The sequence below is a fragment of the Plesiomonas shigelloides genome, from assembly GCF_900087055.1.
In the GTDB taxonomy this organism is placed as follows: Bacteria; Pseudomonadota; Gammaproteobacteria; order Enterobacterales; family CAMTGL01; genus Plesiomonas; species Plesiomonas shigelloides.
Genome location: NZ_LT575468.1, coordinates 1,354,693 through 1,375,183, shown reverse-complemented (window position 1 = coordinate 1,375,183; position 20,491 = coordinate 1,354,693). Strand labels below are relative to the sequence as shown.

16 protein-coding genes are annotated in these 20,491 nt (G+C 51.7%); 9 read left to right on the top strand and 7 right to left on the bottom strand.

Annotated elements, in window-relative coordinates; all coding sequences use genetic code 11:
• The first annotated feature begins 195 nt into the window (after positions 1-195).
• The 3 genes from cadB to NCTC9997_RS05985 all read left to right on the top strand — a co-directional run bounded on the left by cadB (position 196) and on the right by NCTC9997_RS05985 (position 4,388).
• Complete coding sequence (gene cadB / locus NCTC9997_RS05995) at positions 196-1,518, top strand: cadaverine/lysine antiporter (RefSeq protein WP_010861845.1); 1,323 nt, start codon at positions 196-198, stop codon at positions 1,516-1,518.
• Positions 1,519-1,588: 70 nt separating this feature from the next.
• On the top strand, positions 1,589-3,724 hold the full coding sequence (cadA, locus tag NCTC9997_RS05990; RefSeq protein ID WP_039045352.1) for a lysine decarboxylase: 2,136 nt from the start codon (positions 1,589-1,591) through the stop codon (positions 3,722-3,724).
• 169 nt (positions 3,725-3,893) lie between these two features.
• Positions 3,894-4,388, top strand: a complete 495-nt coding sequence (locus NCTC9997_RS05985; RefSeq protein WP_064977564.1) for a metal-dependent hydrolase — start codon at positions 3,894-3,896, stop codon at positions 4,386-4,388.
• A gap of 141 nt (positions 4,389-4,529) precedes the next feature.
• On the opposite strand, the gene metE is transcribed toward NCTC9997_RS05985, so the two are convergent.
• Positions 4,530-6,821: a 5-methyltetrahydropteroyltriglutamate--homocysteine S-methyltransferase gene (gene metE, locus NCTC9997_RS05980; protein WP_064977563.1), complete on the bottom strand. Its 2,292-nt coding sequence runs from the start codon at positions 6,819-6,821 to the stop codon at positions 4,530-4,532.
• A 138-nt stretch (positions 6,822-6,959) separates the two neighbouring features.
• Here metE and NCTC9997_RS05975 point away from each other — a divergent pair, with 138 nt between their 5' ends.
• Positions 6,960-7,868, top strand: coding sequence for a LysR substrate-binding domain-containing protein (locus NCTC9997_RS05975; RefSeq protein ID WP_064977562.1), 909 nt, complete (start codon positions 6,960-6,962; stop codon positions 7,866-7,868).
• A 210-nt stretch (positions 7,869-8,078) separates the two neighbouring features.
• On the opposite strand, the gene NCTC9997_RS05970 is transcribed toward NCTC9997_RS05975, so the two are convergent.
• The 3 genes from NCTC9997_RS05970 to NCTC9997_RS15385 form a co-directional block, all read right to left on the bottom strand.
• Entirely contained in the window at positions 8,079-8,945 is an 867-nt protein-coding gene (locus tag NCTC9997_RS05970; protein ID WP_047707698.1) for a carboxylate/amino acid/amine transporter, read from the bottom strand.
• 252 nt (positions 8,946-9,197) lie between these two features.
• On the bottom strand, positions 9,198-10,256 hold the full coding sequence (gene aroG, locus NCTC9997_RS05965) for a 3-deoxy-7-phosphoheptulonate synthase AroG (RefSeq protein WP_064977561.1): 1,059 nt from the start codon (positions 10,254-10,256) through the stop codon (positions 9,198-9,200).
• 356 nt (positions 10,257-10,612) lie between these two features.
• The gene (locus NCTC9997_RS15385) at positions 10,613-10,747 is read right to left on the bottom strand and encodes a hypothetical protein (RefSeq protein WP_255698230.1); all 135 of its coding nucleotides are present in this window, start codon (positions 10,745-10,747) and stop codon (positions 10,613-10,615) included.
• A 390-nt stretch (positions 10,748-11,137) separates the two neighbouring features.
• Between NCTC9997_RS15385 and mtr the strand changes: the two genes are divergently transcribed.
• Positions 11,138-12,397 carry a tryptophan permease gene (gene mtr / locus NCTC9997_RS05960; protein ID WP_064977560.1) on the top strand — a complete coding sequence of 420 codons (1,260 nt, stop codon included), beginning with the start codon at positions 11,138-11,140 and terminating at the stop codon, positions 12,395-12,397.
• Positions 12,398-12,714: 317 nt separating this feature from the next.
• Complete coding sequence (locus NCTC9997_RS05955; RefSeq protein WP_064977559.1) at positions 12,715-13,695, top strand: CobW family GTP-binding protein; 981 nt, start codon at positions 12,715-12,717, stop codon at positions 13,693-13,695.
• Between the two features lie 122 nt (positions 13,696-13,817).
• On the opposite strand, the gene NCTC9997_RS05950 is transcribed toward NCTC9997_RS05955, so the two are convergent.
• Positions 13,818-14,393 carry a lipid-binding SYLF domain-containing protein gene (locus NCTC9997_RS05950; protein WP_010861854.1) on the bottom strand — a complete coding sequence of 192 codons (576 nt, stop codon included), beginning with the start codon at positions 14,391-14,393 and terminating at the stop codon, positions 13,818-13,820.
• A 237-nt stretch (positions 14,394-14,630) separates the two neighbouring features.
• Complete coding sequence (gene gntU / locus NCTC9997_RS05945; protein WP_010861855.1) at positions 14,631-15,968, bottom strand: gluconate transporter; 1,338 nt, start codon at positions 15,966-15,968, stop codon at positions 14,631-14,633.
• Between the two features lie 131 nt (positions 15,969-16,099).
• Between gntU and NCTC9997_RS05940 the strand changes: the two genes are divergently transcribed.
• From NCTC9997_RS05940 to NCTC9997_RS05930, 3 genes are all read left to right on the top strand, one after another.
• Positions 16,100-16,615 (top strand): gluconokinase, encoded by a 516-nt coding sequence (locus NCTC9997_RS05940; protein ID WP_010861856.1) that lies wholly within the window; start codon positions 16,100-16,102, stop codon positions 16,613-16,615.
• On the top strand, positions 16,615-18,408 hold the full coding sequence (edd, locus tag NCTC9997_RS05935; RefSeq protein ID WP_197665245.1) for a phosphogluconate dehydratase: 1,794 nt from the start codon (positions 16,615-16,617) through the stop codon (positions 18,406-18,408). The genes NCTC9997_RS05940 and edd overlap by 1 nt, the downstream gene beginning before the upstream one ends.
• An 88-nt stretch (positions 18,409-18,496) precedes the next feature.
• On the top strand, positions 18,497-19,138 hold the full coding sequence (locus NCTC9997_RS05930) for a bifunctional 4-hydroxy-2-oxoglutarate aldolase/2-dehydro-3-deoxy-phosphogluconate aldolase (RefSeq protein ID WP_047707696.1): 642 nt from the start codon (positions 18,497-18,499) through the stop codon (positions 19,136-19,138).
• A 164-nt stretch (positions 19,139-19,302) separates the two neighbouring features.
• Here the strand turns inward: NCTC9997_RS05930 and gntR are convergent, their stop codons facing one another.
• A complete protein-coding gene (gene gntR, locus NCTC9997_RS05925; RefSeq protein WP_064977557.1) occupies positions 19,303-20,298 on the bottom strand; it encodes a gluconate operon transcriptional repressor GntR in 996 nt (331 codons plus the stop codon).
• Positions 20,299-20,491 lie beyond the last annotated feature (193 nt).

Here is a 20,491-nt window from a genome sequence, read left to right as displayed (position 1 = left end):
TACACGCTTTTGATAGCGCCAAATAAAAGCACGCTAATTTTTCTGACAAGAGTCTGGTTAACATACCGGATTTTAAAACAAAGCCTACTTACGGAGTCATTCGCGCTCCGTATATATGACGTAATGTATTTATTTCGGCGATCACAAACGCAGGACGATTCATGTATTAACGAAAAATGAAACCGGAGCGCATATATGTCATCTGATAGCACCAAAAGAATAGGCTTAATTGCCTGTACCGGCCTTGTCGCCGGTAATATGATGGGCAGTGGTATCGCATTATTGCCCTCCAGTCTGGCTGCATACGGTTCAATTACCATTTTCAGCTGGATGATTTCACTGGTGGGTGCACTGGCCCTGGCTTATGTTTATGCACGGATGGCCACCACCAACCCGCAAGCCGGTGGTCCGGTAGCGTATGCCGGTGAAGTCGCCCCGATTTTCGGTTTCCAAACCGGGGTTCTTTACTACCATGCGAACTGGATCGGTAACTTGGCGATCGCCATCACGGCGGTATCCTACCTGTCCACCTTCTTCCCTATTCTGAACGAACACATCCCTGCCGCTATCGCGTCGATCGCGATTGTTTGGTTCTTTACTTTCGTCAACCTGTTAGGCGGTGGCTTCGTCAGCCGACTGACTACCATGGGCGTCGTACTGGTGTTGATCCCAGTTGTGGGTACCGCGCTGTTTGGCTGGTTCTGGTTCGATCCACACACCTATGCCGCCAGCTGGAACGTCTCGGCGAAACCTGATTCAACCGCAATTACTCAGGCCGTTATTCTGTGTCTGTGGGCCTTTATCGGGGTGGAATCAGCCTCTGTAAGTACCGGGTTGGTGGATAATCCGAAGCGTACTGTGCCCCTGGCAACCATGCTGGGTACGGCCTTAGCCGGTATCGTGTACATCGCGGCAACGCAAGCGATTAGCGGCATGTTCCCAGCTGAAGAGTTGGCTAAATCCGGTGCACCGTTTGGTATGGCGGCCTCTTTGATGGTCGGTAACTGGGCTAACGGAGTGGTATCTCTGTTTACCGCTCTGGCCTGCTTAACGTCCCTGGGTTCGTGGATGATGCTGGTAGGTCAAGCCGGTGCGCGTGCGGCGAAAGACGGTAACTTCCCAGCCGTGTACGGTGAAATGTCTGAATCAGGCATTCCACGTAAAGGGCTGATTCTGGCCTCAATCAAAATGACTGTACTGATGATTCTGGTGGCCTTCTTAGGCGCCCAAGGCGGCAGCGCAGCCAACCTGTTTACTCAAATCACCAGCATCGCGGTACTGCTGACCATGCTGCCGTACTTCTACTCCTGTATCAACCTGATCCGGATGGAAGGCGCAAACGTGAAGAACATGCTCAGTCTGGCTGCCGGTGTGCTGGGTAGTGCCTTCTGTTTCATCGCGCTGGCCGGTGGTGAACAAGGCCCTCTGGCCGGCACCTTTATCGTTTCCCTGATTATCTTAATGTTTTATGTCCGCAAAGTGGCAAAACGCGAAGCCGCTAAACAGCCACAAGCGTAAATGTAAATCCGGAAATTACGTTTATACCGGCGGCCTGATTCAGGCCGCCATAAACATGCGAGGGATTTAGATGAACATCGTTGCCATTTTAAGTAATGTGGATGCCTACTTTAAAGAAGCGCCATTACAAGAGCTCGACATTGAACTCCAAAAACGCGGATTCCATGTTATTTATCCTTCCGATGCGGCTGACTTATTAAAAGTTATCGAAAATAACCCGCGGATTTGTGGTGTTATTTTCGACTGGGATAAATATGGCTTGGATCTGTGCAAAGATATCAGTGCCATAAACGAGAATTTACCGCTGCATGCCTTTGCCAATAATAATTCCGTACTGGATATTAAACTTGGCCACTTGCGGTTGAATTTAAGTTTCTTCGAATATCATCTGGATATCGCAGATGATATCGCATTGAAAATCGGACAAAAACGCGACGAATACGTTGACCGCATTCTGCCGCCATTAACCAAGGCGCTGTTTAAATATGTACATGACGGTAAGTACACCTTCTGTACACCCGGACACATGGGCGGCACCGCCTACCTGAAAAGCCCCGTCGGCAGCATTTTCTACGACTTCTACGGTGCAAATACCCTGAAAGCGGATATCTCGATCTCCGTCGCCGAATTGGGTTCACTCTTGGATCACTCCGGTCCGCACAAAGAAGCAGAAGAGTACATCGCGCGGGTCTTTAACGCCGATGCCAGCTACATCGTCACCAACGGTACCTCAACCGCCAACAAAATTGTCGGCATGTTCTCTGCCCCATCAGGCAGTACCGTACTGATTGACCGTAACTGCCATAAGTCGCTGACCCACCTCATGATGATGAGCAACGTCACGCCGATTTATTTCCGCCCGACCCGTAATGCCTACGGCATTCTCGGTGGGATCCCGCAAAGCGAGTTCAAGCGCGAAACCATCGAAGCCAAGATCAAAACCACGCCAAATGCGCAGTGGCCTATCTATGCGGTTGTGACCAACAGTACCTATGACGGTCTGCTGTATAACACCGGCTTTATCAAAGATACACTCGATACCAAGTTCATCCACTTTGACAGTGCTTGGGTGCCTTACACCAACTTCCACCCGATCTATCAGGGCAAGTACGGCATGAGCGGCGGCGGTATTCCGGGTAAAGTGGTGTATGAAACCCAGTCAACCCACAAATTGCTGGCAGCATTCTCACAAGCCTCGATGATCCACATTAAAGGTGACGTGGATAAAGAGATCTTCAACGAAGCCTTTATGATGCACACCTCAACCTCGCCACATTACGGGATCGTGGCCTCCACCGAAACCGCCGCTGCGATGATGAAAGGCAATACCGGACGCGCCTTGATTGACGCCTCGGTACAGCGTGCGGTGCGCTTTCGTAAAGAGATCAAAAAGCTGCGGGCGGAATCCGACACTTGGTTCTTTGATGTGTGGCAGCCGGATGAAATTCAAGATGCCGAGTGCTGGAACCTCAGTCCAAACGATAAGTGGCACGGCTTCAAAGATATCGATGCCGACCACATGTACCTCGACCCGATTAAAGTCACTATCCTGACCCCTGGGTTAGATAAAGACGGCAATCTGGAAGAAACCGGTATTCCAGCCGCGCTGGTGTCTAAATTCCTGGATGAACAAGGCATTATCGTTGAAAAAACCGGCCCGTATAACATTCTGTTCTTGTTCAGTATCGGTATCGATAAGCCTAAAGCGATGCAGCTGCTGCGCGGCCTGACCGACTTTAAACGCGGTTACGATCTGAACCTGAAAGTGAAAACCATGCTGCCTTCCCTGCATGCGGATTCACCGCACTTTTACAAAGATATGCGGATCCAAGAGCTGGCACAGGGCATTCACAAACTGACCATTAAACATGATCTGCCGAAGATTATGTTCCATGCGTTTGAAGTGCTGCCGCAGATGGTGATCCCGCCTTATCAGGCGTTCCAAGAAGTGCTGCAAGGCAACACGGTGGAAGTGCCATTGGAGGATATGGTGGGAAAAATCAACGCCAACATGATCCTGCCTTATCCACCGGGCGTACCGTTGATTATGCCGGGGGAAATGGTGACCGAGGAAAGTAAACCGGTATTGGAATTCTTGAAAATGCTGGTGGAAATCGGACGCCACTATCCGGGCTTTGAAACCGATATCCACGGTTGTCACCCGCACGACGACGGCCGTTACATGGTGAGCGTGCTCAAACGCTAACCTAAAACATCGGCGTCATTTAACCTCTCGTCATAACCGGTTGCGCTGCGACCGGTTATTTTTTCAGCTGTCGCACATATTTTTCACCCATAGCACATCCGGCACCTATACATCTGCAAAACCACTGATAATATATCCAGTCATTTTCCTGCATACTGTTGTTATCATCATGACGGCTCAAGGGCATCTGCTGTTTTCTGTTGCTTGTATCGTTCTGGCCAAAAAAGCTGGGATCCCCCCCGAACTGGTGCACCTCGATTGGTGGCATGCCATTCCGGCGACCTTGCTGGGCTCCTTGCTGCCGGACATTGATCATCCACGCTCTTTTTTAGGCCAACATCTACGCTGGATTTCTGTGCCTATTGCGAAGGTTTTCGGCCATCGCGGTTTTACGCACAGTCTGTTGGCCGTTGCGTTGGCGTTATGGTGTCTGCTGTATAAACTGCCCGCCAGCGTTCCCGTGCCGGTTGGCATGGTCGATGCGTTTATTGTCGGTTATCTGAGTCATTTGCTGGGCGACGCCCTCACCCCCGCTGGTGTCCCGCTATTCTGGCCGGTCAAACAGCGCTTTCGTTTGCCGCTACTTAACTTTCGCACCGGCAGTCATGCGGAAACCATTATCTGCGTACTGATGGTGGCAGGATCTTTGTGGTGGCGACATTAAGCCCCTTCAGAAGCTCTGAACACAACAGCCAATTCAGCCTAGCGCAAGCGCATAAAACAATGACCCCGTGATGTCGCCATTGACACCACGGGGTCAGTTATCAGCAATAATCCCTTTTTATAACTTTGATAACAACAGCGATTATGACGGGTACTCTGCGCGCAACTCACGTGCCGCTTGCACCATGTTGGCCAGCGCCAAGCGCGTCTCTTCCCAGCCCCGCGTCTTCAAGCCACAATCAGGGTTAACCCACAGCCGCGCTGGTGGAATTTTCTCGGCCGCTTTGCGCAGCAAATCCTGAATCCACTCCACGGGTGGGACATTTGGTGAATGGATATCATACACCCCAGGGCCAATCTCATTCGGGTAAGAAAAGTGCTCAAATGCATCCAGCAAATCCATATCAGAGCGCGAGGTTTCGATGGTGATCACATCCGCATCAAGCGCGGCGATCGATGCCATCACATCGTTAAATTCGCAATAACACATGTGGGTGTGAATTTGTGTATCGTCGGCCACACCGGCTGCGGTGATACGAAATGCATCGACAGCCCATTGCAGATACTCAGCATGTGCCGATTCTCGCAACGGCAATCCTTCACGCAGCGCCGGTTCATCTATCTGGATAATGCCGATTCCGGCTTTTTCCAAATCAATCACCTCATCGCGTAATGCTAAGGCCAATTGCAACGCAATCGTTTTGCGATCCACATCTTCGCGCGGAAATGACCAGCACAAAATCGTCACCGGACCTGTCAGCATGCCCTTCACCGGTTTGTCGGTCAGCGACTGCGCATATTCACTCCACGCGACCGTCATCGGTGCCGGACGGGAAATGTCGCCTACCACAATCGGCGGTTTCACGCAGCGCGAGCCGTAACTTTGCACCCAGCCATTGCGAGTAAAAGCAAAACCTTCCAGCAACTCGCCAAAATACTCCACCATGTCATTACGCTCAGCCTCGCCATGCACCAGCACATCCAACCCAAGCGCTTCTTGCTCTGCAATCGCACGGGCAATTTCGGCTTGTAAGCCTTCACGGTAGGCTTGCGCAGACAAGCTGCCTTTTTTGTAGTCACGCCGCAACGCTCGGATCTCACCGGTTTGTGGGAATGAGCCGATCGTCGTGGTTGGCCATAGCGGCAAAGGGAAACGTTGCTTTTGTGCCTGTGCGCGAACCGGATAGGCGGAGTTTCGCTCAGCGTCATGCGGTTGTAAGGCCGCGACCCGCGCTTGAACCTGCGCATTATTCACCCGAACCGACGTGCGTCGCGCCTGCACCGGCGCGCTGTACTCAAGTAACAAAGTCTGCAGCTGAACATCCGCCGGTTGGTTTAAGGCTTGAGTCAATAATCCCAACTCTTGGCACTTTTGCCGAGCGAATGCCAACCAGCTATACACTTCGGCATCCAGCACCGTTTCGGCCAGTAAATCGACCGGTGAATGCAGCAGTGAGCAAGATGTGCCAAGCCACAAACGACCCGTTAACTGTGGCAGCAAGAGTTGCAAATGTTGCCAACACTGCGCCAAATCGGCACGCCACACGTTACGCCCGTTAATCACGCCCAGAGAAATCACACGATCAGCAGGTAATGCGGCGATCACTTGCGCTAAATCGGCACTTCCCGCCACCGCATCTAAATGCCAACCGGCGACCGGCAGATCGGTCAGTGCATCCAACTGATGCGCAATGCTGCCAAAATAGGTCGTGAGCAGCAGTTTTGGCGTTTTACCGGCCAGCTGACGATAAGCCTGCTGATAGGCAGCCAACCACTGCACCGGTAAATCCAGCACCAATGCAGGTTCATCGATTTGCACCCATTCAACGCCTTTAGCTGCTAATTGCGCTAAGACCTGCTGATAAACCGCCAGCAATGAAGGCAACAAACTCAAGCGATCAAACGGCTCGCCTTTAGTTTTCCCCAGCCATAAATACGTCAGCGGCCCCAGTAATACCGGTTTTACCGAGTGTCCTGCCTGCAACGCTTCATCGGTTTCATCCAACAGCTGCGTCCATGCAGGGTAGAATTTCTGCCCTTGATAGAATTCCGGCACGATGTAGTGATAGTTAGTATTAAACCACTTAGTCATCTCACCCGCTGCCGCTTGGTGGCCTGACGGCGCACGGCCACGCGCGACACGAAATAGCGTATCCAAATCGATGCGACCATCAGGGCGCAAATGTCGCTGTGGCACATTGCCCACCATCAAACTGGTACCCAATACATGGTCATACCAAGCAAAATCACCCACCGGCAGTAAATCGACACCCGCCTCTTTTTGCAATGCCCAGTGACGCGCTCGTAATTGTTGACCACATGCCAATAATGCAGCCTGCTCAATCTCACCGGCCCAATACTGCTCTAATGCTTTTTTCAGCTCGCGATGCAATCCAATACGCGGAAATCCGAGGGTATGACTATGAATACTCATGCTTAACTCCATTTAGCCGTCCAGATGTTTACACATCTATAATTCACGGTTATGGTAAAACCAACAAACGGAAGTTATTCATGTGCATCATGAGCGAAATTCATGATGAGCCTTATTTGGTCAGGGAGACGCAACACCATGATCGAGCTGCGCCATCTCAGAACGCTGCAAACCCTGCGCGATAGCGGAAGCCTCACCGCCGCCGCGCAGCAGCTGCATCAGACTCAATCGGCCCTATCTCACCAACTCAATGAGCTAGAACAACGGCTCGGCCATCCTCTGTTTATCCGAAAAACAAGGCCGGTAAAATTTACGCCGCAAGGAGAGCAACTGCTGACACTGGCGAGCTCAATCTTGCCGCAAGTCAGTCTGGTTGAAGAGGCGCTACGTCAGCACAACACCGCGCCGCGCCCAGCGCTGGCATTGGCGATTGAGTGCCATAGCTGCATTCAATGGCTCATGCCGACGCTTACTCGTTTCGGGCAAGAAGCCCCGCAAACCGAGGTGCGTTTTACGGCTGCCACCGCTTTTGATCCGCAGCCACGATTGCTGCAAGGTGAGCTCGATATGGTGATCTCCAGCGATGTGCAAGCGCGCGCGCGGATCTACTATGCCCCACTGTTTGATTTCGAGATCCGCTGGGTCATGGCGCCACATCATCGTTTAGCCACTCACGCCACTGTTGATGCGGCAGAACTGCAAGATGAGCGTCTGCTGGTCTATCCCGTACCCAAACAGCGTTTGGATATCTGGCGCTACGTGTTGCAACCAGCGCAAATTACGCCAACACTCAAACCGGTCGAGAATACGCTGCTGCAATTGCAAATGGTGGCGGCAGGTATGGGGATCGCCGCACTGCCGCATTGGGCAGCCTTCGATGCCGAACAGCAAGGGCTGCTCTGTAGCCGCCAGATTGGTGATAAAGGGTTGTGGCGGCGCTTATATCTGGCAGTCAGGGAAAATGAACGCAGCGATCCGGCGATCAGCCATTTCCTGCACTGTGCGCGTGAGCAAACCGCCTTTTTGCCACATTGCCGCGCGGTGTAAGGCTCTATGTTGATGGAAAAACAACGCACTCCATAAAGATACCGATAACTAAATAGATCGAGAAATCACTAGAGAAAGAGATAAAGAGATAGAAAAAAGCAGTCTTTTTAGAAAGGGAAAACCGGCGTCTAACGCCGGTTTTCTTCTGTCATGTATCAGCTCGTACACCGCTTACCGAGCATCTCCTCGCCAAGCAGGCCTAGAGAGTGATCAGGTCACTGGCGCTGAACGTAAGCGAAAATAGCGGCTTACTTGCAGCGAAAGCAGGATCAAAATACCTCCAGCGGCTAAACGTAACCAATCAGGATGCTGATTCCAGAGCGCAAAATTCACCAGCAATCCGGCGGGGACCAACGCATTATTCATCACCGCCAACGTACCGGTATCCACTTGGGTCGCGCCTTTATTCCACATAAAGTATCCCAAACCTGAAGCCACCAGCCCTAACCACATGAGAACACCCCACTGCACTGGCGTATGCGGCAAGCGGCTGAGATCGCCAAATAGTGCAAATGCGATCACCCCCACTACCGACGCACCGGCATAAAACCAAGCAAATACCGCATGTTGGGAAATTGGCTGCGGCTGCCGTTCAACCCAGTATTTATAGCCCACTTGGCCGATGGCAAAACAAATATTGGCGGCCTGCACCACCAAAAAACCCAAAACAAACTGGCTGCTGACCGCGCCATAGCGGATCACCAAAGCACCGGCGACTGCCAATGCTGCACTCACAAAATAACCGCGACTAAAACGGCGTTGCAGCAAATCGTAGATCAGCGTGACATACAGCGGCGTGAGGATGGTAAACAGCACCACTTCCGGCACCGTCAACAATAAAAAGGCATGGTAGTAAAACAGATACATGATCCCAAGCTGGCAAGCCCCTAACGCCATGAGCGTCAGCCGATCGCGCATCGGCACCAAACGTGGGCGCAAAAACGGCAGCATCACCAGCAGCGCCAACAGCACGCGCATCAATACCGAGAACCACGTATCCACCTGACCGGCCAGATAAACGCCAATCAGACTAAATGAGAAAGCCCACAACACGGTGGTCAAAATGAGAAGTAGCACGTTTGCCTACGCTCCAAGGATAAATTCGCGCGGATTGTAACAGGCCGTACCGGTGATTGTCGTCGGATCTGTTTTAAGTTCAGTCTCAAGTTCAGTTTTCAGCGCAGCCATCGCGCAGACAGACCGCTTTGCCCAACAAACAATGCAAAACAAGAAGAACAACGGAGTGTGTCTATGTCAGATTGAATCGATCACTGACGCCCGACACACTCCGCGAGTTACATGCGGGAAAAATCCCTGTGGGAGGAAAAATTATTTACTCGCACGACGAGCGCGTACCGAGGCCGCCAGATGACGCAGGACATTCTCGGTATCATCCCAGCCAATACAGGCATCGGTGATACTCTGACCAAACGTTAACGGCTGACCCGGCACCAGCTCCTGACGACCTTCCACCAGATGACTTTCAGTCATCACCCCGAAAATCGCCTGCTGACCAGCCGCGATCTGCGCCCCTACGTCCTCAGCCACCGCATTTTGACGTTGATACTGTTTAGCACTGTTGGCATGGCTAAAATCAATCATCACTTTCGGTGGTAGACCGTTTTTCTCCAGTTCACGCAGCACCACGCTGACATGAGCGGCACTGTAATTCGGTTCTTTACCGCCACGCAGAATAATGTGGCAATCTTGATTACCCGCCGTCGACACAATCGCTGAATGACCAAACTTGGTCACCGACAAGAAATGGTGCGAAGAGCCTGCCGCGGCGATCGCATCAATCGCCACTTTGATGGTGCCATCGGTGCCATTTTTAAAGCCAACCGGACACGATAGGCCAGAGGCCAGCTCACGATGAACTTGTGATTCTGTTGTTCGTGCCCCGATCGCGCCCCAACTCATCAAGTCCGCCATATATTGCGGCGTGATCATATCCAAAAACTCGCCCGCGGTTGGCATACCTAAATCATTGATGTCCAACAACAGCTTACGGGCAATGCGCAGGCCGTCATTAATCTGGTAACTGTCGTCCAGATACGGATCGTTAATCAGCCCTTTCCAACCCACCGTGGTACGCGGCTTTTCAAAATACACCCGCATCACCACTTCCAAATCATCAGACAGCTCTTCGCGCAGCTCTAACAGCCGTTTGCTGTATTCCAGCGCAGCAGCCGTATCATGAATGGAACAAGGGCCAATCACCACCAGCAGGCGGTCGTCTTCACTTTGCAAAATCTGATGAATCGCCTGACGCGCATTAAACACCGTTTCCGCAGCCTTATCAGTAACAGCAAACTTCTCCAGCAACGCAACCGGTGGAAGTAACTCTTTGATTTCCTTTATTCTTATATCATCATTCTGATAAGTCATTATCTTTACATCCTGTCCCTAAATACTGCGATTTACACCCAACCGGCAAAGTGCCTTCCTTTCAATCTGCCTGATCTCTGCGCGGCTGTAAATCTCTTTGCCACCTGAGCAGTCCTCCGAGCACACAGGTGCAAGTACAGCGCTAACTGCATCAAAGCACACAGAAAACAGCCTGTCGTAACCGCAACCTGACCATACAGAGATAAACAACAAAGTGGGATAACCAAAGGAGGAATAAGATAAAAATCAAAACAGGAAAGAAATTGAGATGGAAGGTAAGGCTTGGTGAGCTAAGGGGGTACATCCCGGTACCCGTACTGAATCAGAGATTCAATGACATCCGAAAAGTCGCATCCTCAATCGGCAAATTGGCGGAAGCAGGAGTGACACACAAACACATCACACCACAGCTCATCCAACTTTTTCAACGGTGATACTGTTCCGTTCTTCATGCAATACTGGCACAGACGCTGACATTTTCTAACTTTCATTGCAACCTGACTCCTCAGTTTTGCCATCACACAGCGAAACACATAAAAATACCGATTACAAACAACCGGAAGGTTAACTTGAGTGATCAACTTCATAGTGACTCTAATTCAGCTTAACGCCAAAAATAAAACACAACGTTTCTTTTTGGTGACGTGAGATTTCAAAATATAAACGGCTTATATTCTGAATAAGTCTCTGGCGGACTTATTTCGCAAAGCGAATCTAGCACGACATTGCACTATTTTTTTGACATAAAGTGGCGCGCGAAGTTGCATAACGTGCGGATTAATTAAAATATCTGTTTACATCCCTCGCCACCGCGCACTATTATGCTAGTACACAAAGACGGACACTCAGTATCCAGTCGTATTTTCATAAGGAATGTGTCTATGAGTCAGCAAGAGGTCATCACACCAACCATGGCAAAACGTCCCTCCGTATTAGGCGGCGCCATGATCATTGCCGGAACCGCTGTAGGTGCCGGGATGTTCTCCCTCCCAGTCGTAACTGCCGGTGTCTGGTTTACCGGCTCCGTGGTGATCTTGTTGTTTACCTGGCTGTGCATGTATCTGTCAGGCCTGATGATCTTAGAAGCCAACCTGAACTACAAAGTCGGCGCGAGCTTTGACACTATGGTCAAAGGGCTGCTGGGAAAAGGCTGGAATGTGGTTAACGGTCTGACCGTTGCGTTCGTGCTCTATATTCTGACCTACGCCTACATCTCGGGCGGTGGCTCGATTATCAGCCATACCCTGAATGCCGCGTTTGGGATCAGCATGAACCAAACCGCCGCCGGTTTGCTGTTTGCATTGGGATTGGCCTTCTTCGTCTGGATCTCCACCAAAGCGGTAGACCGCCTGACCACCGTCTTGATCGGCGGCATGGTGATCACCTTTTTGCTATCCACCTTTGATCTGATCCAACACGTACAACCGGCGATTTTGTTTAATACTGGCGATGCTGATGCAAGCTACCTGCCATTTGCTCTGGCGGCACTGCCTTACTGTCTGGCCTCCTTCGGTTACCACGGTAACGTACCGAGCTTGGTCAAATACTATGGCAAAGACTCCGGCTCGGTGGTGAAAAGCTTGCTGTTCGGTACGCTGATTGCGCTGGTCATTTATGTGTTGTGGCAGCTGTCTATCCTCGGCAACATTTCGCGCGAGGAGTTTAAGGGCATTATTGGTCAGGGCGGCAACATAGGTAACTTGCTGAGTGCGTTAAGTGGCGTGGTATCGACCCAGACTATCGACAAACTGCTGACTGCGTTCTCTTACATGGCCGTTGCCAGCTCGTTTCTTGGGGTGACGCTGGGTCTGTTCGACTATATTGCTGACCTGCTGAAGTTTGACGACAGCTTATTAGGCCGCACCAAGACCGCGGTGGTGACCTTCCTGCCGCCAACCATTGGTGGCCTGATGTTCCCAGACGGCTTTATCTACGCGATTGGCTTTGCCGGACTGGCTGCCGCTATCTGGGCTGCAATTATTCCAGCGATGATGGCGCGTGCTAGCCGCAAACAATTTGGCAGCCCGGATTACCGTGCGCCGGGTGGCAATGCTGGCATCATTTTGGTCTTGCTGTTCGGTCTGACCAACCTGATTGTGCAAATTCTGGCGATGTTTAATCTGTTACCGGTCTACAAATAACCAGACGCTAATACTGATACACATCAACGTATCAACGCATCGTTAATGTACTCCCGACAGGCCGGTTTTACCGGCCTGTTTTATTCGCAGGATGTATCCGCTCTAACTGCAATGGCGCCCTTCTCATTCTCCGCCATCCCATTCTTTGCTATCTCATTGTTTGTCATCTGAAGCTCAGCCAATCCAATCACAGAAATCACGGGGCGACTGTCATTCATGCAGACTTTCCGTTAAGGTGGATGTACACATGGAAACAATACCCGTTATCATTTCCTCACCGCATTTTTCTGTTTTAGCGATACGGACCGGATACCACAGTGATTAAGACAAACCTGATTACCGGCTTTCTTGGCAGTGGCAAAACCACCACGTTGCGTCACCTGCTGGCACACAAACCGGCGGATGAAAAATGGGCCATTTTGGTCAACGAATTTGGCGAAATCGGCATCGATGGAGCTTTGCTTGCTGGGCAAGGTGCCGCGATTAAAGAGATCCCCGGTGGTTGCTTGTGCTGCGTAGCCGGATTACCGATGCAAATCGGTTTGAATATGCTGATTAGCCGCGAAAAACCGGATCGGTTGCTGATTGAACCAACGGGCCTTGGCCATCCGAAACAGGTCTTGAGCATGCTCAGCGGCGAACACTACGAAACTGTGCTCGACCTGCGTGCGACGCTGTGTGTACTGGATGCTCGCCAACTTGCTGAGCCGCGTTATCGTGATAACGAAAATTTCCGCGATCAACTTGCCGCGGCCGATGTGCTGATTGCCAATAAAGCTGACGTTTATCAACCCGCCGACCATGCCGCGTTCGCGGCTTTACTGGCTGAACGGCATGATTTAAGCGCCCATCAGGTAGTAGCTCAAGGTGCCATTAACCCTGAATTGCTTGATTTACCTTGTCATCAGCATCAACTCACAGACTCGGCTACCCATAACGCCGCGCGCCAGCATGCCGCAGCCAAACCGCTCTCCGCAGTGATGAGCTTACAAAGCCACGAACGTTGGCGACGGGCAGAGAATCAAGGGCAAGGCTATTACAGTTGTGGCTGGATTTTTGATCACGATACCGTGTTTGATATGACGCAAATTCTCGAATGGGCACGTACCGCGCCGGTGCAACGGGCCAAAGGGATGGTGCGAATTGCCGGCGGCACGTTGCGTTTTAATCGCCAACAGCATGAATTTGAAATTGAAACTGCAGACAGCGCGCCGGCAGACAGTCGAGTGGAGTTGATTGATACCGAACGCGGCCCGTGGAACAGCCTACAAACCGCACTGTTGGCGGCGCGCCAATAAGCGCGGAGAGAAATGCTGTCTTAACTGCAGCCTTATTTACAAGAGCACTGCACAAACCAAAACGGCGACAGAATCTATCGGTCGCCGTTTTTCTTGTCTAACCCGAACTATTTTTCAGTCTTTTAGTTCAGTTCGTCGTCTGGCCAGTATTTGTAGCCTTGCACCATCGCTTGTAAGGCTAAACCGTGCTCCGTGAGCTGGTAGATGGTGACGCCATTAAAGTCAGCGGCAACGGTCTGATTACCAGCATCGCCCTTTTCTTTCCATTTAGCCGCCGCATCAGCACCAGCAGACGCATCCCAGCCATGCTGGATAAAGTTTTGCATCGTCTTACGATCATGGAAGATCGCCACAAAGCGAATGTCTTGGATGCCTAACCCAACACCAGCACCCACGCTCATCATCCGCATATAGGTATTTTTGCCCGTGCGGTTATCACGCACAACGCCAAAGCCATGGCCAATACCGATAAGGCCCAGTTTGTTACTCTTGTTGGAAAACACAGCATAGCCTTGCGCTTTGCGGATCGCGGTACGCGCTTTGGGCTGCTCACGATATAATTTTTGCAGCGTATCTTGTCGCATCTGATGAATAGCATTGCGCTTTTGTGCCGGCGTATCACCACGCGCACCACAACCGACTAATGCCAACGCCAAGACCACTCCGGCGACCATTTTAACTGCTTGATTTAACCGCATGCTGAATCTGTTTCCCTGATAAAAAACGCAGACTATAAAGCAAGTAAGCCTGTTTGTTTTGCCTCTCTGTGCCACCGCGCTCATATCAGGCCGCTACAAAGCATCTAAACCCTCTGACCATTCTCACCGAACCGAATCCTCCCAAACAAAAAGCCGCCCCAAGGGACGGCTTTTTTCGGTTATAGCAATCAGTTACCGCAATCAATGCGTAGCCTTATAACAGGCTCACACCGTGGATTACAGGAACATCATGATAATCATGGCAACCACACCACCTGTCGCACCGATGATGGTTTCCATCACAGTCCAGGTTTGCAGGGTTTGCTTCTCAGTCAGACCTAAGTAGCGGTTAGCCAGCCAGAAACCAGAATCGTTCACGTGAGACAGAACAATCGCACCACCACCGATAGCAATGGTGATTGCTGCCAGCTGAGCACCGTTCATACCCAGACCTTCCAGCATTGGCAGGATCAGGCCACACGAGGTCAGCATCGCCACGGTTGCCGAACCTTGAATCACACGTACCGCAGCCGCCAGAATGAACGCCAGCGCCACGATTGGCAGACCAGAGCCAGCCAGAATGTTACCCAGTGCCGCACCTACGCCGGAATCAACCAGTACTTGCTTGAACACACCGCCGGCACCAGTTACCAGAATGATGATACCGGCAGGCTGCAACGCAGAACCACACACACTCATCACTTCATCACGGCTCATACCGCGGCGAATACCCAGCAGATAGAACGCAGCCAGACACGCAACCATGATAGCGGTGAACGGGTGACCAATGAACTCCAGCCAGTTGTACAGATCAGAGCCTTTCTCAACAAAACGCGCCGCAATGGTTTTCAGACCAATCATCAGCAGTGGCAGACCAATCAGGCCCATCGCCAGGCCGAAAGATGGCAGTTCACCACGGTTGGTATCATCGTTCTGCGCGTGATCTGGCAACGGCACGTCAACCACTTTCGAGATCATTGAGCCGAACAGTGGACCAGCCAGGATCATCGCAGGGATAGACGCCAGCAGACCGAACAGGATCATATAACCGAAGTCAGCGCCCAGCTGTGAAGCCACCAGGATTGGGCCCGGCGCTGGGATCAGGAATGCCTGACAAGTCGCGATACCGGCCAGCAGCGCGATACCAATTTTCACGACACTACCACCACCACGGCGGACAATCGCGAATGCAACACCAATCAGCAGTACCACGGCAACGTCAAAGAACAGTGGCAGTGCACAGATAAAGCCGGTGATGGTGATCGCCCAGTTAGCACGGTCTTTACCGAACTTACCCAGCAGGGTTTGTGCGATACGGTCCAGTGCACCGGTGGTTTCCATCACTTTACCGAACATGGCCCCCAACGCTACCACCACGGCAACGAAACCTAAGGTACCGCCCATCCCTTTTTGGATAGTTGCGGCGATATCGGCGGGGTTCATTCCAGAGAATAAACCGGCAATCATCGATACCAGAATCAGCGCCACCACGGCATGCAGCCGCACCTTCATTACCAAGAACAGCAGCAGAATGATCGATCCCGCGGCGGTCATAATCAATGACATATCAGACATAGTGTTCATCCCAAGTTAGCTGTGTTTTACATCACAGTTTTTGTAGTTACCGGTAACATGTTACCCGTAACGTGCTATCGTAGATACAGCTAAACACAAGCAACTTTCAAAATTGAGATTGAGGTCAAACTATGGCAGGTCGCAGCATTATCGTGATGGGTGTTTCCGCGTGTGGTAAGTCAAGTGTGGGTGCCGCACTGGCAAATGCACTGAATGCCAAGTTCATTGATGGTGATGATTTGCACCCAAAAGCAAACATCCTAAAAATGAGCGGTGGCAATCCACTGAATGATGATGATCGTGCTCCGTGGTTAGAACGCATCCGTGATGCGGTTTTCAGCATTGAGATGAAAAATGAAACCGGAATCATCGTCTGTTCAGCACTCAAGCGTAAGTATCGTGATATGATTCGTGAAGGGAATCAAAATGTGACTTTCGTCTACTTGGACGGTACTTACGATGTCATCCTGGAGCGTATCCGTCAGCGCAGCGGTCATTTCCAGAAGGAAAACATGCTGCAAAGCCAGTTCGAGACGCTGGAATGTCCAGTTGCCACCGGCGAGTCCGGCATTCTGCGTATTGATGTAAACGCACCGTTTGATGAGGTTGTTGAGCGTGCCGTCGCAGCTGTTAAAGGGGCCAATTGATGCATCCAGTTATTAACCAGGTTACCGCACGCATCGCGGAGCGCAGCGCGGAGTCCCGCGCGCGTTATCTGGCGCAGATCCAATCTCAGGCAGCACAAGGCAAAAACCGCGCGGCACTGGCCTGCGGTAACTTGGCGCATGCCGTCGCGGCCTGTTCCAGCCAGCAAAAGCACAACATTCTGGATATGACCCGTGCCAACATCGGCATCGTGACTGCATACAACGATATGCTGTCTGCGCATCAGCCATACCAGCACTATCCAGATCAAATTAAAGCCGTACTGGCAGAGCTGGGTCACAGTGCCCAAGTTGCCGGTGGCGTACCTGCTATGTGTGATGGTGTAACGCAAGGCCAGCCGGGCATGGATATGTCTCTGTTCTCGCGCGATCTGATTGCACAAGCAACCGCAGTCTCACTCAGCCACAATACCTTCGACGGTACTTTGCTGCTCGGCATCTGCGATAAAATCGCACCGGGCCAACTGATGGGCGCACTGACCTTTGGTCACCTGCCTACTGCATTTGTTCCTGCCGGCCCAATGCCGACCGGTATCAGCAATGACGAGAAAGTTAAAATTCGTCAAGAATATGCTGCCGGTAAATTAGGCCGTGAAGCACTGCTAGACATGGAGTGTGGTGCCTACCACGCCCCGGGCACCTGTACATTCTATGGCACCGCCAACACCAACCAATTGGTGTTTGAAGCCATGGGTCTGATGCTGCCTGGTTCCGCCTTTATCGCCCCGAACACCGAACTGCGCGCGGCGCTGACTGATGATGCCGCACGCAAGATTGCCGGTATGGTTCAAGGCAGCAGCACCTACCGCCCACTGGCGGACGTGGTTGACGCACGTGCTATGGTCAACGGTCTGGTCGCCCTGCTGGCTTCCGGCGGTAGCACCAACCACACACTGCACATGATTGCTGTCGCTCGCGCTGCGGGTCTGATTGTGACTTGGGATGACTTCAGCGATCTGTCTGATGTGGTGCCATTGATGACTCGTGTGTACCCGAACGGCCCAGCCGACATCAACGCCTTCCACGAAGCCGGTGGTGTACCACTGCTGCTGCGTAAGCTGGCAGATCGCGGTCTGCTGCACATGGATGCCACGCCGGTATTCGGTAGCATGGAAGACTATCTGTCTGAGCCTGTACTGGAAAACGGTCAGCTGAACTGGGTACCAGTAACTGAAACCCGTAATCCCGATGTCATTGCCGCAGGCGATGGTGTATTCAACGCAACGGGCGGCCTGAAAGTGCTGTCTGGTAATTTGGGCCGTGGCGTGATTAAAGTCAGCGCCGTAGCGCCAGAGCACCATATCATCAGCGCACCGGTTGAGATTTTCGAATCTCAGCACGATGTTGAAGCCGCGTACAAAGCCGGTCTTCTGAACCGCGATGTGATTGTGGTGGTTCGCCATAACGGTCCGGGTGCCAACGGCATGCCTGAACTGCATAAGCTGATGCCAATTCTGGGGAATATCCAGAAAGCCGGCTTCAAAGTGGCGCTGGTGACCGATGGTCGTCTGTCCGGTGCCTCCGGTAAAATTCCAGCCGCTATCCACGTCACACCGGAAGCGAGCAAAAATGGTCCGCTGGCCTTCTTACAAAATGGCGATATCATTACGCTGAATGCCAAAGAAGGCACGCTCAGCACAGAAGCCGATTTGAGTCAGCGTACCGCGTATCATCCTGACCTGAGCGCAGAGCAGACCGGTTTTGGCCGTAATCTGTTCCATGTATTCCGTCAGGCGGTCTCCAGTGCCGAAACCGGCGCGACCGTTATCGAGTGATACTGAACGACCTGAACGCACGTCTTAGACGTGCGTTTTTACTGCTTTTTAGACTGCCGTGTGGCAGCGATTGATTAAAGGAATCCCCATGAACTGGACTGTATCCCCTGCTGAGGTTTTTGCCGCATCACCGGTTGTTCCTGTAATGGTTATCAACAAGGTGGAAGACGCTGTTCCTATGGCCAAAGCACTGGCTGATGGCGGGATCACCGTATTCGAAGTTACCCTGCGTACTGATGCTGCTCTGGAAGCTATCCGCGCGATTGCCGATGCAATGCCAGAAGCGATGATCGGTGCCGGTACCGTAATCAATCCAGAACAATATGATGCTGCGGTTGCCGCGGGTGCCAAGTTTGTTATCAGCCCAGGGTTCACCCACGAGCTGCTGGCGCACGCGAAAAAGCACAGCACGGCGCTGATCCCTGGTGTTGCAACGCCTTCTGAAGTGATGCAAGCGCTGGCTCAAGGCTATACTCACCTGAAATTCTTCCCAGCTGAAGCCAATGGCGGCGCAGCCGCGCTGAAATCTATCGCAGCGCCGCTGCCACAGATTCGTTTCTGCCCTACTGGCGGTATCAGCCCGAAAAACGTGCATGAGTACCTGTCTGCCAAGTGCGTAGCTACTGTGGGTGGCTCTTGGATGCTGCCAGCAGATCTGATTGCTGCCGGTGATTGGGCGGGCATTACGCGTCTGGCTGCTGACGCTGTAGCACTGGTGTCTAAAGCGTAATTGCTTTCACTCTTAATTTGAGAGCACTAGAAGCCTTAAAATCTAGCGTTCTAGCAAACAAGCATAAAAAATCCGGTCTAACGCTTTAGCGTGACCGGATTTTTTTATTTAGATGGCATAACAAGCATTACATGACTTGCGTCTCACCTGTGCGCACCAAACCATTACAGGCTTTCACCGGTTTCGAGGGTATAGCCTAAATCCAACACCGGCTCCGCAATGGCCACACGCTGCAATCGCGCTAACAGCATCTCTGCTGCGCGCTTGCCCATCTCTTTACGTGGCGTATGCACACTGGCCAAGCGCGGGACAATCGTCTGTCCGATATCGTGGCCGTGAAAACCGGCAATGGCGATATCTTGCGGAATACGAATGCCTAAACGTTGGCAGGCAAAGATAGCCCCAACCGCCAAGTCATCGTTGGTACAAAAAATGCCATCGGTTTCAGGATAACGCCGACGCGTTTCTTCCAACAATTCAGCCCCCAGCGAGTAAGACGAAGCGGCCTCCGTCATCACCTGACGCGGTGTCAGCCCATACGCTTGCATGGCTTGGCTGTAGCCTTCCAGACGCTGCTGGGTACGCACGTCCATCCGCGCGCCAAGGTAAACAATGTTGCGGTAACCTTTTTCCAACATCAAAGTGGTCATAGCACAACCAGCTGCCACATTATCCAGCCCGACCGCCAATTCAATGCACGGCGAACGGGTATCCATGATTTCCACCACCGGCACTCCAGCCGTTTCAATCATCTTCAACGTGCGCGGCGTGTGGTAGCTTTCGGAGAGGATCAGCCCATCTACGTTATAAGACAGTAACGATGCAATACGTTGCTCCTCCATTTGAGGGCTATACCCGTAGTGCGCCAACATGGTTTGGTAACCGCGATCTTCCGTGACCGACTCGATGCCACGCAATACCTCAGCAAATACTTGGTTGGTCAAGGAGGGTAATAAGATCCCTATCGCCTGACTTTTTGCGTTAGATAAAATATCCGGAGCTCGGTTAGGAATATAGCCGAGCGTATCCAACGCACGGGCTATTTTGCTCTGCACCGAAGCAGAAACTTGCGACGGATCTCGCATATAACGGCTGACCGTCATTTTAGTTACGCCGACGATGTCAGCTACGTCCTGTAATGTTGGGCGTTTTTTCTTCATTTTACCGCGAAAATAGCTGTAATGTTACCTGTAACATAGCACATTTTATCGTATTTACCCAGCGCTTCAGATGTGACTCATCACGTAAAAAATGGAGAATAAACACCATCTTAATAACCATAAGAAGTGTGTTGGTATAAATCTGATAACAGCTGAATATAAGATTCTTCTGCTATTTACAAATCGGCTGCGT